This window comes from Mycobacteriales bacterium, assembly GCA_036497565.1.
In the GTDB taxonomy this organism is placed as follows: domain Bacteria; phylum Actinomycetota; class Actinomycetes; order Mycobacteriales; family QHCD01; genus DASXJE01.
Window position 1 is genome coordinate 1 of record DASXJE010000198.1, and the last position, 13,284, is coordinate 13,284.

Consider the following 13,284-nt stretch of genomic DNA (forward strand, 5'->3'; position numbering starts at 1 on the left):
GTCCACCCGCAGGGCGCGGCGGGCGGCCTCCAGACCGACCGCGCGGTCGGCCGGCCCGGCGGGTGTCGGATCGGTCCAGCCGCACAACGCGTCGACCCGGCGGGCGGCCTCGGCGACCCGCGCCGCCGGCAGTCGTCCGGAGTCGACCGCGTCGGCGATCGCTTCGCGCACTTGCCACTGCTCCCCGGGTTCGAGGTCGATGCAGAGCAGGTCGACCCCCGCGCTCAACGCCTGGACCGCCCCCTCGGTGCATCCGATGCCTTCGCGGATCGCCGCCATGCGCATCCCGTCGGTGATGATGACGCCGTCGAATCCCAGTTCGCCGCGAAGCAGGTCGGTCATGATCGTGCGGCTGAGCGTGGCCGGCCGGTCGTCCCAGCCCGGGTGCACGACGTGGGCGGTCATGACCATCTTGACGCCGGCGGCCACCGCCGCGCGGAACGGGACGAGGTCGATCGCGGTGGTCTGCTCACGGGTGCGCTCGACGGTCGGCAGGTCGAGGTGCGAGTCGAGCGCCGTACCGCCGTGGCCCGGGAAGTGCTTGGCGCAGGCCGCGATCCCGCGGGACTGCAAGCCCTCGACGAAGGCGGCGGTGTGCCGGGCCACCAGGTCGGGGTCGGCGCCGAACGCGCGCGGCCCGATGACCGGGTTGAGCGGGTTGGTGTTGACGTCGGCGACCGGGGCGAAGTCGATGCTGATCCCGGCCGCGGCGACCAGGTCGGCGATCGAGCCGGCGACCCGGGCGGTGAGCGCGACGTCGTCGACCTCGCCCAGAGCGAGGTTGCCCGGGTAGGACGACCCGCCGGGATGCTCGAGCCGGCTGACGTCGCCACCCTCCTCGTCCACCCCGATCAGCAGGTCGGGAGAGTGCTGTCGCAGTTCCGCGACGAGGTCGGCGAGTTGCTCGGGGCCGGTGATGTTCTGTCCGAAGAGGATCACGCCGCCGAGGCCACGCTCGAGCCAAGCGGCGAGGTCCGGGCTGATCGTGGTGCCCGGCATGCTCACCATCAGGCAGCGGTCGATGTCGGTGGTCACGTCGGGCTGACCAGGATCTTCAGATGGTCGGCGGGGTGGTCGACGAGTGCCTGCAGGCCGTCCGGGATGACCCGGTCGAGGCTGATGCGATCGCTGATCAACGGCAGCATCTGCACACCGCCGCCGGCGAGCAGGCTCACCGCGGCCGCGAAGTCCTCGTCACAGACGTGCGACAGCGACCCGATCACCTCCTTCTCGGTCCGGACCAGCTCGAGCAGGTCGAGCGGCGGTGCGGACTCGGTGATGCCGACAAGGACGATGCGGCCGCCGCGCCGCGCGCCGGCGATCGCCGGGCCGACCGCGGCCGCCGACCCGGAACATTCCAGGACGACGTCGGCGTCGAGCCCGCCGTCGACGGGACAGGTCTGCAGCCCGAGCTTCTCCGCGATTGCGCGGCGCGCCGGGAGACGTTCGACGACGCACACCTGCGAGGCGCCCATCGCCCGTGCCGCCTGCGCGGCGAGCAGGCCGACCGTTCCGGCACCGATGACCGCGACCCGCTCGCCGGGCACCAGCCGACCCTGCCTCAGCCCGTGGACACCGACGGAGAGCGGCTCGGCCAGGGCGCCGGCCTCGGTCGGCAGTTCGTCGGGCAACCGCACGCAGGTCGAGGCCGGCACGTTGACGAACTCGGCCAGCCCGCCGTCGGACATGATGCCGACGGCGGCCAGCTGCGGGCAGAGCGTGATCCGGTGCCGACGGCACCAGTAGCAGCGGCCGCAGGACATGATGCCGTCCACGCCGACCCGGTCCCCGGCCTCGAACGCGTCGACCCCGGCAGCGACCTGCACGATCTCGCCGCCGATCTCATGACCGAGCACGATGGGCGCCTGCTGCCCGGTCAACGGGTTGGGCGCGTCGGCGGCGATGAACAGCGGCCCGTGCAGCCACTCCTCGACATCGGTACCGCAGATGCCGCACCACGCCACCCGGATCGTGACCTCGCCGTCGGCCGGTGGCCCGGGCGGCGGGATGTCGTCGAGCCGGATGTCCTTGCGGCCATGCCATCGCAGCGCCAGCATCACAGCACCCGAAATCTCTCCCACACGTCGGCCAGCAACCCGCCCTCGAGCAGCAGGCCGCGGGCCTTGTCCTCGGTGGTCGCCTTCTCCAGCACCCGGGGAACGACCTCGGCGACGACATCCCGGGGTACGACGACGATGCCGTCGGAGTCCGCGACGACCAGGTCGCCCGTCCGGGCCGGCACTCCGGCCACGGTGATCGGCTCGTCGGTCCCGCTGATCGCGACCCGGGCGAGGCTGTCGGTCGGCCGGTAGCCGCGGGCGAAGACGGGAAACGGCATCGTGGCGATCTTGTCGCGGTCCCGGATCAGCCCGTCGATGACCGCCCCACGGGCGCCGCGCCCGAGCGCCGCGGTCGAGAAGAGCTCCCCCCACAGTGCGGCCGGCTCGTCGCAGGTCGCGACAACCAGGTCGCCGGGCCGTAGGGAGTCGATGAAGTCGATCTCGGCGCCGTACGGCCGGGGCGGTGGCCCGCTGACCGCGACCGAGCGGGCGGTGCGCGCCCAGCCGAGGGCGGTTCCCCCGCCGGTGACGACCGGAGTGAGTCCGGGCGCGCAGGTCTGGTCACGCAGGCCGAGCGAGTCGCACACGTCGGAGAAGACGGCGGTGTAGGTCGTCCCGGCCAGCCGGTCGAGGTCGATCGCCGCGCCGTCGACCGTCGGATGGTCGGTCATCGTCGACACCTCGCAGCACGCGGGCCGGGACGGTCCGTCGGCTGGTCGCCGGACCAAGGGGACGTGGCGGTGGCGGTGGGATTCGAACCCACGGAGGAGTTGCCCCCTCACACGCTTTCGAGGCGTGCTCCTTCGGCCGCTCGGACACGCCACCGTCGGCGAGGTTACCCGACCGGGAGCCCCGGCTCAGCCGCGGTGGCCGGCGAAGAAGTCCCGCAGCAGCGCGCCGCACTCGTCGCGCAACACGCCGCCGACCACCTCGGGCCGATGGTTGAGCCGGCGGTCCCGGACCACGTCCCAGAGCGAGCCCACCGCACCGGCCTTCGGGTCAGCCGTGCCGTAGACCAGTCGGTCGATCCGGGCCAGGACCGCAGCACCGGCGCACATCGTGCACGGCTCCAGGGTGACGACCAGCGTGCAACCGGACAGGCGCCACCGGCCCAGGACCTCGGCCGCCTGCCGCAGCGCGAGCACCTCCGCGTGCGCGGTCGGATCGCCCAGCCGCTCGCGGGCGTTGCCCGCCTCGGCGATGGGCGTGCCGTCCGGGTCGACGACCACGGCGCCGACCGGCACGTCGGCCGCACCCGGCCCGTCCCGCACGGCCGCGGCGAGCGCGAGCCGCATCCACGGGTCGTACGCCGTCATGCCTCGCGCAGCATCTCGAGTTCGGCCAGGCAGCCGGCGTTCTCGCAGACGGCGGCGACCACGTCGGAGGGCAGCGTCCCCTCCTGGTCGCACAACGCGACGAGAGACCGGGCCGGAGTGCCGAGATCGCTCAGGAGGTCGACGTCGCCGGCCGGCTCCGAGTCGTGTCCGGCGGGTGCGTCTTCGTCATCGTCGTCGTCGTCGGGCTCCGGCCCGATCCCGTCGAGCAGCAGCGCGGCGAGCCGGAAGTTGTCGACCGCCTTCGCGTCGGAGACGAAGACCCGCGGATCGTCGAAGTCGCCGTCGACCCGCAGGATGGCGAGGTATTCGTCCTCTTCCTCGATGAACAGCACCGTGGGATGGGCGCCGGCGCTGACCTCACGGGCCAACTCGGCGGCCCCGTCGACGTCCTCGACCTCGTCGAGATCGACCTCCGAGGCTGTCCAACCCTGTGCGGACCTGGCGACGACGATGGCGGCGTAAGACACGTCCCTTCCTCCGTGAGGTGGTGACTGCGGCGGGGTGGTGCGCAGGCTGATGTCAGCGCGGCAGCGCGTCGACCACCTGAGCGTAGGCGTACGCGAAACCGACGCGCCCGGCGATCGCCGCGATCATCTCGTCGGCGTAGAGATCCAGGTCGTCGAGGATCGCTCGTAGCTCCATCTCGTCCAGGCCGAGGTCAGCGAAGATCGCAAGATCGCCGACCGGCCACACCTCGTCGAGTTCGTCGTCGTCGGGCGTCTCCTCGCCGAGGTAGCGCACGGCCTGCCGGGCGATCTCGTAGTCCGCGGCCGCGGTGATGTCCGACAGCAGCATGCGTACGTCGCCGGGCCGGCCCGACCGCAGCGCGACGAAGAACTCGTCGTCGATGTCGAGGAGAACGATGGCGCCGCCCTCGCCCGGCTGGGAACGCACGGTCGCCACCGCGACGTCGAGATCGTCGAGCACGGATTCGGGCAGCAGACCGCACTGCCACACGCCACCGTCCTCGCGGTAGGCCGTGACCGCGAAGCCGTCCTCTGCCATTCCCCGCCCCTTCGACGTCTGTGTCGGATCGTTCCAGAACCTGGCCCTGCGACAAAGCTCAGACCGAATATGCCTCGTCGGACTATCGGTTGGTCAGTCCGACCGCCTTGCGTCCTGCCGGGTCCCGCGGGCCGGGGCGCCGGGTCGCGAGCACCGATCCGACGATGACGAGGACGAAGCCGATCCCGGTGGCCAAAGTGAGCGGCTCGTTCAACAGCACGACACCGAGGGTGACGGCGACCGCGGGGTTGACGTAGGTGAACACGAGGGAGCGACTCGGCCCGACCTCTGCGATCAGCGCGAAGAAGACGAGGAATGCCACCGCCGTACACACCACCGCAAGCAGCAGCACGGAGGCGAGCACCGCCGGTCCCGGGACGGCGGCGGGAAGTTGAGTGAGCGCGAACGGGAGGTAGCCGACTGCGCACAGCGCGAGGGACGCGGCCACCACACCGAGCGCGGGCAGGTCACCCAGCGACCGGGAGAGGATCACCGGGCCCACGGCGTAACCGACGATGACGACCGCCATACCGCCGAGGGAAGGCAGATCCACCGAGCCGAGATCGAGCCCGACGAGGGCAGCCACGCCGCCGATGCCGACGAGCAGTCCGACGATCCGGCGCGGCTCCAGTCGCTCGCGGTCCCCGGTCGTCCGGGCGAGCACTGCGCCGACCAGCGGGACGGCGGCCACCAGCAGCCCGGTCAACGAGCTGGACAGCCGTTCCTCGGCCCGGGACAGCAGCAGCCACGGAACCGCCATCTCCACGACCGTGTAGACGACCAGCGGGCGCCACCGCCGGAAGACCGGGAGGAACTGGCCCCGCGCGACGGCGACCGGCACCAGGAGCAGCGCGGCGATGCCGGTGCGGAAGAAGACGAGGCTCACCGGGCTGAGGTCCCGTACGGCGACCTTGATAAGGAGGTACGGGATGCCCCAGACCACGCACATGGTGACAAAAAGGAGCCATCCGCGTCTGGTCACCGGCCCCCCTCAGTCGTCCGTCGTCCGTCCCTAAGCACTCCGGACCCTCCGCCTAAGGACCCGGGCCGGCCACAACACTGATTTTGTCCGATGTGGTGACCGGGGTCCCCGCGGGAACCTCGACGTGTCGGTCGAGCGGCCGGCGCACAACGAGGAGGCACCATGTATTCCGAGGTGACGGCCCGCATCGCCGAGCAGCACATCGCCGACCTGCGGCACGAGGCGGAAGTCCATCGCCTGATCGCCCGCCACAGGCCGGGCTGGTCCTGGTCCCGGCTGCTGCACCGCCGCACGTCGACCCCGACCCGGACGCCTGCGCCGCAGGCGCCCGCCCCCACTCCGGCCCGCGCACCCGCGCTCCGGGTGATCCCCGGCGGCTCCACCTCCGCGGGCAGCCGCTGAGCGGGCCGCGCGATGTCGGTGGTCGGTGGCATCCTGGCTGGTGTGACCAGAGGTACCAGCAGCCCGGTCTTCGTGGGCCGTACGGCGGAGCTCGCCGCGTTGGGTGCGGCACTGCGCGAGGCCGGTGACGCCGAGTCGCAGACCGTGCTCATCGCCGGCGAGGCAGGTGTCGGCAAGACCCGACTGGTCACCGAGTTCGCCGGCGTGGCGACCCGGGCCGGGTGCCGGGTCCTGGTCGGCGGCGCGCTCGAGCTAGGTGCCGAGGGCCTCCCCTACACGCCGTTCACCGCCGCGCTCCGCAGCCTGGTCCGCGACATCGGTGTCGACGCGGTCGGCGCTCTGGTTCCCGACGTCGGCGACCTCGCGCCGTGTCTGCCGGAGCTGGGGCGGTCGGATCGACGGCCCGGCGACGAGACAGCACGCGCACCGCTCTTCGAGGGGTTTCTCCAACTCCTCGAGGGCCTGGCCGCGCAGCGTCCGTTGGTCCTCGTCATCGAGGACCTGCACTGGGCCGACCGCTCGACCCGTGAGCTCCTGGTTTTCCTCGTGCGCAGCCTGCGCACGTCCGGCGTACTCCTCATCGCCACCTACCGGTCGGACGACCTGCACCGCCGCCATCCGCTCCGGCCGCTGCTGGCCGAGCTCGCCCGGGTGCCCGGGGTCGAGCGACTCGATCTCGACCGGTTGAGTCGGCCCGACGTCGCGGCGCAGGCGGCCGGGATCCTCGGTCGCGAGCCGGAGCCAGCCCTCGTCGATCTCCTCGTCGGCCGGGCCGAGGGCAACCCGCTCTTCGTCGAAGCGCTGCTGTCCTGCGAGGACGACGGCCGTTACGACATCAGCGAATCGCTCCGCGACCTGCTGTTGCGCACGGTGGAGCGGCTCCCTGACTCCGCCCAGCGGGTGCTGCGGGTCGCCGCGGCCGGCGGCAACCGGGTCGGCCATCGCCTCCTCGATGCGGTCACCACCGAAAACGACAACGATCTCGCCGAAGCGCTGCGCGCCGCCGTCGAGGCCAACATCCTCGTCGTCGACGAGGAGACCTTCGCGTTCCGGCATGCGCTCATCCGCGAAACCGTCCACGACGAGCTGCTGCCCGGCGAGGCCACCGCGCTGCACCAGCGTTACGCCGAGGCGATCGAAGCCGACCCGTCTCTCGTGCCCCCCGACCGCCGCAACGTGGAGATCGCCTATCACTGGCACGCCGCCCACGTGATCGATCGCGCGGTCACCGCCGCGTGGGCCGCCGCCGAGGACGCCGGATCGACCTTCGCCTACGCCGAGAAGCTGGCTCTGCTCGAACGCGTGCTGGCGCTGTGGGACCGGGCGCCGGGCGCTGCGAGTCGGCTCCCCGTCGATCACGTCGGCCTCCTCGAGGCGGCCGGGCAGACCGCCCGGACCGCCGGCGACCCGGCCCGGGCCGACTCCTACGCCACCGCCGCCCTGGGTGAGCTCGACGCCGACCGGGAGCCGCTGCGCGCGGCGGCGCTGTTGGAGCTGCGGGGCCGCTCCCGGCAGCAGATCGGGCACACCGAGCGGTTCGATGATCTGCGGGAGGCCGCCCGCCTCGCCGAGGCGCAGCCCGACCACGAGATGGCCGCCCGGGTGCTGGCCTTCCTCGCCGGTGTCGAGATGCTGCACTCGCTCGACGAGCAGGCGCGAGCGACCGCCGAGCGAGCCCTGGCGCTGTCCCGCCGGATCGGCGCCGACGGTTCGGCCGCGCACGCGTTGACGACACTCGCCATGTGCGATACCTACCGCGGGGATCTCGACGGTGCACTGCGCCGGTTCGACGAAAGCAGCGAGCTCGCCGATCGCTGCGGTGACGACGAGAGCCTGTTCCGCGCGATGGTGGATCGCTCCGACGCCCTCATGGGCGCCGGACGCTACGACCAGGCGATCGCGGTGGCCCGCAGCGGCACGGGCCGGGCCGCCGCCGCCGGGCTCGCACGCAACCACGGCGCCTTCCTCGCCATCAACGTGGCAGAAGCGCAGTACGCCCTGGGCCAGTGGCCGGACGCGGTCGAAGTCATCGACGACGCGCTCGCCCTGGACCCGCCGCCGACCCATCGCCGCTTCCTGGTGCAGCTGCGGGCCGCGATCGCGCTTCGCCGTGGCGACATCGACGACGCCGCGCGGACGACCGCGCAGTACGTCGGGGCCGACCTGGCCGCCGACCCGATCGCCCAACACCGCCTCCCCCAGTTCCGGCTCGAGGCCGAGGTGGCCCTGGCCAGCGGCGACCCCGCCCGGGCGGTCGACCTGATGGAGGAAGCGGCGATCCTCGACCCGAGGCCCACTCCGGCCCGCCACGCCTGGCCGCTCCTGGCCATCGGCGCCCGCGCCTGCGTCGAGCTGCGGGCGCAGGCGGCGGCGCTGCACGACCCGCCCGCGGCCGCCCGCGCCGACTCCGTCCTTTCACAGCTCACCGACCGAGCCCAGGGAATGGCCGCCGCCAACATGTGCCAGGAGGCCGACCGGCTCACGTTCGAAGCCGAGCGGCACCGCGGTGACGCCGCGGCCGAGCTCGCGGCGTGGGATTCCGCGGCTGCGCTCAGGGCGCGCCTCGCCGAGCCGTTCGAGCAGGCCTACGCGGAGTTCCGCGCCGGGGAAGCCGCCATGCGGTCGGGCGACCGCGGCGGTGCGGGCGACCGGCTCGCGCGGGCGCGCGGGCTCGCGGCCCGGCTGCCGGCCCGGTCGCTGGAGCAGGAGATCACTCTTCTCGCCCAGCGGGCCCGGATCACCATCCCGGCCGGCCCACCGGCTGCGAGCACCACGACACCAAGCTCCACCAACGGCGACCGGACCACCACCGGTCTCACCGATCGCGAGCTCGACGTACTGCGCCTGGTCACCGACGGGAGGACCAACCGCGAGATCGGCGCGACGCTGTTCATCTCACCCAAGACGGCGAGCGTCCACGTGTCCAACATCCTGGCCAAGCTCGGAGTCGACAGCCGCACCGCGGCCGCGGCGACCGCGCATCACCTGCGCCTCTTCGACCCCATCGACACGCGGTCGACGAGGCCGGCGGCCCGCTCGGGCTGACCGGCCGGCCGGGTCAGGGGTCGGCGAGCCCCGCACGGGCCGCCGCTGACGACCATGCCCTCTCGTCCGCCTTCGGCTCGAACCGGCGTACCTGATGGGTGGCCGCCACCAGCCGTCGCATGTCGACGAGGTCGCCGACGGCGCCGAGGGCCCGCGCCTGCACCAGAACGTTGCCGATCGAGGTCGCCTCCACCGGTCCGGCGAGGACGGGGAGATCGCAGGCGTCGGCGGTCAGCTGGCAGAGCAGGTCGTTGCGGGCCCCGCCGCCGACCATGTGCACCGCATCGATGGCGCGTCCGGACAGCCGTTGTGCCGCCCGGATCGCCACCCGGTGCGCCAGGGCGAGGCTCTCGATGATCGTCCGCACGACCGCCGCCGGCCGGTCCGGCACCGGCTGGCCGGTGCGCCGACAGGCCGCGGCGATCCGCGCCGGCATGTCGCCGGGTGCGAGGAACGCCGGGTTGTCGGGGTCGACGACCGCGCGCAGTGCGGGTTCGGCCGCCGCCGCGGCGAGGAGCTCCGCCACGTCGGTCTGCTGCCCGGCTCCCCGCCAGGTCCGCTGGCTCTCCTGCAGCAGCCAGAGGCCCATGACGTTGCGCAGATAGCGCACCGTGCCGTCGATCCCCCGCTCGTTGGTGAAGTTCGCCGCCCTGCTGTCGGCCGACAGCACCGGCTTGTCCAGTTCGACACCGACCAATGACCAGGTGCCGCAGGAGATGTAGCCGAACCGCTCGTTGCGCGCGGGCACGGCGACCACGGCGGAGGCCGTGTCGTGCGAACCGACCGCGGTCACCGGTACGGCGAGTCCGGTCTCGTCGGCGGCGCTCCCGCCGATCACGCCTACCCGGTCGCCGGGCCGGCGCAGCGGCGGGAAGATCCCGGCCGGCAGGTCCAGCCGGCCGATCAGGTCGTCGGACCAGGTCTCCCGGTGCAGGTCGAAGAGCTGGGTGGTCGAGGCGTTGGTGACCTCCGCGCCGATCTCGCCGGTCAGCCAATAGCCGATCAGGTCCGGGATCAGCAGCAGCGTGTCGGCCGCGGCGAGCTGCGCCGATCCCCGCGCCGCGGCCAACTGGTAGATCGTGTTGATCGGCAACTGCTGGATGCCGGTCGTGGCGTAGAGCTCCTCGGCGCCGACGACCGCCGACACCGCCTCGACCGCGCCCTCGGTACGCCGGTCGCGGTAGTGCACCGGATTGCCCAGCAGCGCGCCGCTGCGGTCGATCAGCCCGTAGTCGACCGCCCAGGAGTCGACGCCGACGCTGTCGACGGCGGCCCCGTCGCCCGCGGCCCGGCGGAGCCCGTCGAGTACGCCGCCGTAGAGCCGGAGGATGTCCCAGTGCAGGGTGTTCCCGACCTGGACCGGTTCGTTGGGCACCCGGTGCAGCTCACGCAGGTCGAGGGTCTCCCGGCCGATCTCGCCGAGCACGACGCGGGCGCTGGCGGCGCCGAGATCCACGGCGACGACGGAGGTCATCGCAGCATCCGCAGCATCCGGGTGTTGCCGAGGGTGTTGGGTTTGACCCGCTCGAGGTCGAGGAACTCCGCGACGCCCTCGTCGTAGGAGCGCAGCAGCTCGGCGTAGACGTGATGCGGCACGGGAGTCCCTTCGATCTCGGCGAAGCCGTGCTCGGCGAAGAACCGGACCTCGAAGGTCAGGACGAAGACCCGCTCGACTCCGACCTCACGCGCGGCGGCCAGCAACTGCTCGAGCAACAGATGGCCGATGCCCTGACTGCGGTACTCCGGGTGCACCGCCACCGTCCGCACCTCGGCCAGGTCCTCCCACAGCACGTGCACCGCGCCGCAGCCGACCACCCGCCCGCTGCCGGGTTGCTCGGCCACCCAGAACTCCTGCACGTCCTCGTAGAGGGTGACGGTGTTCTTGCCCAGCAGGATGCGCTTCGCGACGTATGCGTCGAGCAGCTCCTGGATCGCCGTGACGTCGCGGGTACGCGCCCGGCGGATGGTGATCTCCACGTCGAGCGAGCGTATCGGGGCGTCCCGGCGCTCCGTGGTGGCCATCGGTCGTCAGCGCAGGAAGGCGGCCGCCACCCCGGCGTCGACCGGGATCAGCAGGCCGGTGGTTTGCTGCAGGTCGCCCGCCGTGAGGGCGAACACCGCGGCGGCGACGTGCTCGGGCAGCACCTCGTGCTTGAGCAGGGTGCGCTGGGCGTAGTACTCGCCGAGCTTCTCCTCCTCGACGCCGTAAACCGCCGCGCGCTGGGCTCCCCAGCCGCCGGCGAAGATGCCCGAACCGCGGACCACGGCGTCGGGGTTGACGCCGTTGACCCGGATGCCGTGCTCGCCGAGCTCGGCGGCGAGCAGCCGCACCTGGTGCGCCTGGTCGGCCTTGGCGGCGCCGTACGCGACGTTGTTCGGGCCGGCGAAGATCGCGTTCTTGCTCGCAATGTAGACGATGTCACCGCCCAGCCCCTGCTCGATCATCACCCGGGCGGCGGCCCGGGAGACCAGGAATGACCCGCGGGCCATGACGTCGTGCTGCAGGTCCCATTCGTCGACGGTGGTGTCGAGCAGGCTCTTGGAGATCGACAGCCCGGCGTTGTTGACGACCAGATCCACCCCGCCGAAGGCGAGCGCGGCCGAGCGCAGCGCCTGCTCGATCGCATGCTCGTCGGTCACGTCGACCTCGACCGGCACCGCCACGTCGGGACCGCCGAGGTCGGCGGCCACCTCCGCCGCACCGGTGGCATTCACATCGGCGACGACGACGCAGGCCCCCTCCGCGGCGAGTCGTGTGGCGATGGCCCGACCGATGCCCGAGCCGGCGCCGGTCACGACCGCCACTCGGGTCGCGAGCGGCTTGGGCTTGGGCATGCGCGCGAGCTTGGCCTCCTCCAGCGCCCAGTACTCGATCCGGAACTTCTCCGACTCCGGGATCGGGGCGTAGCTGGACAGCGCCTCGGCGCCGCGCATCACGTTGATGGCGTTGACGTAGAACTCGCCGGCGACCCGCGCGGTCTGCTTGTCCTTGCCGAAGCTGAACATCCCGACGCCGGGCACCAGCACGATCGCCGGATCGGCGCCGCGCATCGGCGGCGAGTCGGGGTCGGCGTTTCGCTGGTAGTAGGCGGCGTAGTCCGCGCGGTAGGCGGCGTGCAGTTCGCGCAGCCGCGCGGTGACCTCCTCGAGCGGGGCGGCCGGCGGCAGGTCGAGGACGAGCGGGCGCACCTTGGTGCGTAGAAAGTGGTCGGGGCAGGAGGTGCCGAGCGCGGCGAGGTCCGGGTGCTTGTCGTGCGCCAGGAAGTCGAGGACGACGTCGGCGTCGGTGAAGTGCCCGACCTGCCGGCGGTCGGTGGACGCGAGTCCGCGCAGCAGCGGCGCGAGGTCGGCTGCGCGGCGGCGGCGCTCGGCGGCGGCGAGCGGTCCGTAGCCGGGGATCGCCGAGCCGAACGGCTCCGGGGCGCCGTGCTGGTCGATGTAATCGGTGGCGGTGCGGATCGCGGACAGCGACCGGTCCCGGCACTCGTCGGAGGTGTCGCCCCAGGTCGTGAGTCCGTGCCCGCCGAGGATCGCGCCGACCGCCTGCGGGTGTTCCTGGACGATCCCGGCGATGTCCAACCCGAGTTGGAAGCCGGGCCGGCGCCACGGGACCCAGACGACGCGCTCGCCGAAACACTCCTTCGTGAGCGCCTCGCCGTCGGCGGCGGTCGCGAACGCGATGATCGAGTCGGGGTGCAGGTGGTCGACGTGGGGGCGGTCGACGAGGCCGTGCATCGCCGTATCGATCGACGGCGCCGCCCCGCCCTTCCCGTGCAGGCAGTAGTCGAACGCCGCCACCATCTCGTCCTCGCGGTCGACGCCCGGGTAGACGTCGACGAGGGCGCGCAGCCGGTCCAGCCGGAGGGCCGCGAGACCGGTCGCCTTGAGCGTGCCGAGGTCGCCCCCGGAGCCCTTCACCCACAGCAACTCGATGTCGGCGCGGGTCACCGGGTCGGGGACGGTGGCCTTGGCCGAGGTGTTGCCCCCGGCGTAGTTGGTGTTGCGGGGATCCGCTCCGAGTTCGTGGCTGCGGTCGAGCAGCGCCTGCACCTCGAGAGGTACGTCGGTTGCGGGGCCAGTCGTCGCGGGGTCAGTCAAGGTGGAACACCTCCGCCAGGCGGACGAAGCCTTCGTCCGGTCGTTGGTCATCGAGGTCGACGAAGAATTCTGCCATCTCGGCCTGCCACTCCGCGTTGACCTCCGTCTCGGCCATCGCCTGCTGTGCTGCGGCGAAGTCGTCGGCCTCGAGATAGCCGACGAGCAGGCCGTCGTCGCGGACGAAGATCGAGTAGTTGCGCCACCCGGTCTTCTGGAGCGCCTCCTGCATGCGCGGCCAGACCGCGCGGTGGCGGGCGCGATACTCCTCGATCCGGTCCGGCTTGACCTGCAGCAGGAAACAGACCCGCTCCATCCTCGCCCCTCTCCTGCGAGACAGCCGCCCGTGTTCGCACCC

The 13,284-nt window shown here is 72.4% G+C and carries 13 protein-coding genes and 1 tRNA gene; 2 read left to right on the forward strand and 12 right to left on the reverse strand.

Annotated elements, in window-relative coordinates:
- The 8 genes from nagZ to VGH85_16500 form a co-directional block, all read right to left on the reverse strand.
- Positions 1 to 1,035: beta-N-acetylhexosaminidase (gene nagZ / locus VGH85_16465; protein ID HEY2175402.1), on the reverse strand; the 1,035-nt coding region annotated here is incomplete at its 3' end.
- Positions 1,032 to 2,057: an alcohol dehydrogenase catalytic domain-containing protein gene (locus tag VGH85_16470; GenBank protein ID HEY2175403.1), complete on the reverse strand. Its 1,026-nt coding sequence runs from the start codon at positions 2,055 to 2,057 to the stop codon at positions 1,032 to 1,034. The genes VGH85_16470 and nagZ, both read right to left, overlap by 4 nt.
- Entirely contained in the window at positions 2,057 to 2,731 is a 675-nt protein-coding gene (locus VGH85_16475; GenBank protein HEY2175404.1) for an RraA family protein, read from the reverse strand. Before VGH85_16475 ends, VGH85_16470 begins: the two co-directional genes overlap by 1 nt.
- Before the next feature lie 64 nt (positions 2,732 to 2,795).
- Positions 2,796 to 2,885, reverse strand: a tRNA-Ser gene (locus VGH85_16480).
- 32 nt (positions 2,886 to 2,917) lie between these two features.
- Complete coding sequence (gene tadA, locus VGH85_16485) at positions 2,918 to 3,376, reverse strand: tRNA adenosine(34) deaminase TadA (protein HEY2175405.1); 459 nt, start codon at positions 3,374 to 3,376, stop codon at positions 2,918 to 2,920.
- Positions 3,373 to 3,864, reverse strand: coding sequence for a tRNA adenosine deaminase-associated protein (locus VGH85_16490; protein HEY2175406.1), 492 nt, complete (start codon positions 3,862 to 3,864; stop codon positions 3,373 to 3,375). Before VGH85_16490 ends, tadA begins: the two co-directional genes overlap by 4 nt.
- Before the next feature lie 52 nt (positions 3,865 to 3,916).
- Positions 3,917 to 4,402 carry a tRNA adenosine deaminase-associated protein gene (locus VGH85_16495; protein ID HEY2175407.1) on the reverse strand — a complete coding sequence of 162 codons (486 nt, stop codon included), beginning with the start codon at positions 4,400 to 4,402 and terminating at the stop codon, positions 3,917 to 3,919.
- An 82-nt stretch (positions 4,403 to 4,484) separates the two neighbouring features.
- Positions 4,485 to 5,384 (reverse strand): EamA family transporter, encoded by a 900-nt coding sequence (locus tag VGH85_16500; GenBank protein ID HEY2175408.1) that lies wholly within the window; start codon positions 5,382 to 5,384, stop codon positions 4,485 to 4,487.
- Between the two features lie 162 nt (positions 5,385 to 5,546).
- Between VGH85_16500 and VGH85_16505 the strand changes: the two genes are divergently transcribed.
- Complete coding sequence (locus tag VGH85_16505; protein HEY2175409.1) at positions 5,547 to 5,786, forward strand: hypothetical protein; 240 nt, start codon at positions 5,547 to 5,549, stop codon at positions 5,784 to 5,786.
- A 42-nt stretch (positions 5,787 to 5,828) separates the two neighbouring features.
- A complete protein-coding gene (locus VGH85_16510; protein HEY2175410.1) occupies positions 5,829 to 8,831 on the forward strand; it encodes an AAA family ATPase in 3,003 nt (1,000 codons plus the stop codon).
- A 13-nt stretch (positions 8,832 to 8,844) separates the two neighbouring features.
- On the opposite strand, the gene VGH85_16515 is transcribed toward VGH85_16510, so the two are convergent.
- The 4 genes from VGH85_16515 to VGH85_16530 form a co-directional block, all read right to left on the reverse strand.
- Positions 8,845 to 10,305: a rhamnulokinase family protein gene (locus tag VGH85_16515; GenBank protein ID HEY2175411.1), complete on the reverse strand. Its 1,461-nt coding sequence runs from the start codon at positions 10,303 to 10,305 to the stop codon at positions 8,845 to 8,847.
- Entirely contained in the window at positions 10,302 to 10,796 is a 495-nt protein-coding gene (locus tag VGH85_16520; protein HEY2175412.1) for an amino-acid N-acetyltransferase, read from the reverse strand. Before VGH85_16520 ends, VGH85_16515 begins: the two co-directional genes overlap by 4 nt.
- Before the next feature lie 63 nt (positions 10,797 to 10,859).
- Positions 10,860 to 12,929 (reverse strand): bifunctional aldolase/short-chain dehydrogenase, encoded by a 2,070-nt coding sequence (locus tag VGH85_16525; GenBank protein HEY2175413.1) that lies wholly within the window; start codon positions 12,927 to 12,929, stop codon positions 10,860 to 10,862.
- Positions 12,922 to 13,242: an L-rhamnose mutarotase gene (locus VGH85_16530; GenBank protein HEY2175414.1), complete on the reverse strand. Its 321-nt coding sequence runs from the start codon at positions 13,240 to 13,242 to the stop codon at positions 12,922 to 12,924. The genes VGH85_16525 and VGH85_16530 overlap by 8 nt, the downstream gene beginning before the upstream one ends.
- Between the last annotated feature and the right edge of the window lie 42 nt (positions 13,243 to 13,284).

Excerpts from the sequence above, each read along its gene's own strand:
- VGH85_16495 (HEY2175407.1), bottom strand. The coding sequence starts at position 4,402 with ATGGCAGAGGACGGCTTCGCGGTCACGGCCTACCGCGAGGACGGTGGC.
- VGH85_16515 (HEY2175411.1), bottom strand. The coding sequence starts at position 10,305 with ATGACCTCCGTCGTCGCCGTGGATCTCGGCGCCGCCAGCGCCCGCGTC.
- VGH85_16505 (HEY2175409.1), top strand. The coding sequence starts at position 5,547 with ATGTATTCCGAGGTGACGGCCCGCATCGCCGAGCAGCACATCGCCGAC.
- VGH85_16470 (HEY2175403.1), bottom strand. The coding sequence starts at position 2,057 with ATGCTGGCGCTGCGATGGCATGGCCGCAAGGACATCCGGCTCGACGAC.
- tadA (HEY2175405.1), bottom strand. The coding sequence starts at position 3,376 with ATGACGGCGTACGACCCGTGGATGCGGCTCGCGCTCGCCGCGGCCGTG.
- VGH85_16475 (HEY2175404.1), bottom strand. The coding sequence starts at position 2,731 with ATGACCGACCATCCGACGGTCGACGGCGCGGCGATCGACCTCGACCGG.
- VGH85_16530 (HEY2175414.1), bottom strand. The coding sequence starts at position 13,242 with ATGGAGCGGGTCTGTTTCCTGCTGCAGGTCAAGCCGGACCGGATCGAG.